The organism is Candidatus Neomarinimicrobiota bacterium (assembly GCA_018647265.1).
In the GTDB taxonomy this organism is placed as follows: domain Bacteria; phylum Fidelibacterota; class Marinisomatia; order Marinisomatales; family TCS55; genus TCS55.
This window is the reverse complement of record JABGTK010000014.1, coordinates 1-2,016: the sequence shown is the minus strand read 5'-3', so window position 1 is coordinate 2,016 and position 2,016 is coordinate 1. Positions and strand designations below refer to the sequence as shown.

Sequence of the window (2,016 nt, the reverse complement as noted above, 5' to 3'; positions counted from 1 at the left end):
TAACTAAACATACAACATCAACTTAAAAGGTCATTTAGCATGAGATTTGAGCTTGAATTTTGACATGAAAAAGTTCACATAAATTCCCTACCTTCAAATTGATAATTATTTTTAATCAAATTTCTATCGTTGGAGTTCACCCGCCAGCGAGAACGGAAACGAGGAACTTGAAACCACGAATAACTTTAACGAAACCAAGGAACTTGGAGTAAATTCGACTTTAGCGGGGTCAGCGTTGATTTGCATTGTTAGAGCTTTTATTCATTTGGTCTGTAGTCGATGGTTTGAACACCTTTTTTAAAATTACAGGATTTGCACAATAACTGAAGGTTAATAAATTCAGTATTGCCACCTATTGACACTGGTTTAATGTGGTCAACTTCAAGTTGGTCTCCAGAACTACAAGATAAACATTTGAATCCAAACTTTCTGCCTAATTTAATAAAGAGTCTTTCATAATTGGCTGAGGCAATCTTTCTATGTTTTACTTTATGTGCCTTTAGTTGTTTCTTGTTTTTCTGTTTTTCTTCGTATTGCTCAATTAATGCTACACACTTAACAATATTATCATCCCTTTCCTGAAATTCATAAAGGTAGTCTTTGGCACTGTTTATTACTTTTTGTAATTCTTCATCCTTAATTGAAAGATATTCAAACCCTGGATCACCTAATAGTGTCTCGGCATAATCTTGTGCCTGACAAAATCGAGCTTCTTCTAGCAGGGCTAATACTCCACTTCCTATTTCCTCAGAGTTCAATCCACTTATTTCATCTATTGGGATCAAAATATGTGGAGTATCGTATTTAACCGTTTTAATTACAGTCCATCCTGCTGCTCCAGCAACACCCCAAATTTTCCCATTTGGTAGCTTTATGCGATTTCCAGATTCATGCATATTAGTTTATTTTCTGTGTGCTCTAACGTTGCCTTCAGCGGAGCAGGCGCGTTAACGACTGTTCCGCTGGGATGCTTTGTTAGGATTTTTATCATTGCATATACCAAGTTTTTTGAGGCTATCAATGCGATAGTTTTCTTTGCTAATTTGGTGACTGTAATGAGTAATAGAAATAAGGTTGGAGTACTCTGATTCATCCATGTTTTTATTTAGGATATTAAAAGTATCCTTTCCAAATGCCAAAATTGTTGGCTTATAAGAACCAATAAATCTTAGCTCTTCTCTAAAACCTTCCACTTGTTTAGCAACCTCATGCGGTTTGTCTTTTATGTGTTTTAGAACGTCTTTTGATGACAGCATAGGAAAGTCTTTAATTATATCTGTCATATAAGCACCGTAAAAATTAGTGCATTCAAAGGCAAAACGAATTTTGTAATCTTGCCCGTGCGGGTTAGAGTCGTGAAAATTTGAAAAAGGTTCGTGTATTTCAACTTCACGTGCAAAGTTCAGGGCTACCATTACAATATCGGTACGAAGAATTTCTAGTGTTGATGGCGTCTTTTTTACATCAAATATATCCATATCTGAAATATTTGATTTTGGCTTATTTCCAACCTTTGCCCATACAGCCCAGCTTGCAACCTTGCCGTATTTTTTTGCTATATCATAATAAAGTTGTTCAGTTACCATTTTGAATCTTAACGTTGGAGTTCACCCGCCAGCGGAGGAGGGTTAAGCCCGCTGTAGCAGGTCGGGTGCAACGACGGGTTAGGACTCTGGTTTGTGGCAAACGGCTTCGATGTTGTGCCCATCCGGACCAATGACGAATGCTGCATAGTAGTTTGCGTGGTAGATCGGGCGAAGACCCGGCGCACCATTGTCTTTGCCACCCGCGAGCAGAGCCGCCCGATAGAAAGCTTCGACTTGCTGGCGACTCTCGGCGGTGAATGCCAGATGCAGATGCGTCGGCTTCTCTTCATGTTCTAGCCGAATGCATAACGAAGACTTGCTGTTTGGGTAGCAAAGCTCGACACCGAGCGGCCCCTCCGAGGAAACAGATACACCGAGCGGTTCGAGTGCCTTGAGGAAGAAGGCTTTGCTCGCTGCATAGTCGCTGGCT

General features: G+C 40.0%; 3 protein-coding genes. All 3 read right to left on the bottom strand.

The genetic code is table 11. The features are described 5' to 3' along the window. Window positions 1-257 precede the first annotated feature (257 nt). A complete protein-coding gene (locus HN459_01140) occupies window positions 258-896 on the bottom strand; it encodes an HNH endonuclease (GenBank protein MBT3478047.1) in 639 nt (212 codons plus the stop codon). A gap of 51 nt (window positions 897-947) precedes the next feature. Next, entirely contained in the window at window positions 948-1,586 is a 639-nt protein-coding gene (locus tag HN459_01135) for a hypothetical protein (protein MBT3478046.1), read from the bottom strand. A gap of 78 nt (window positions 1,587-1,664) precedes the next feature. Continuing rightward, on the bottom strand, window positions 1,665-2,016 hold a 352-nt coding region (locus tag HN459_01130; GenBank protein ID MBT3478045.1), incomplete at its 5' end, for a VOC family protein.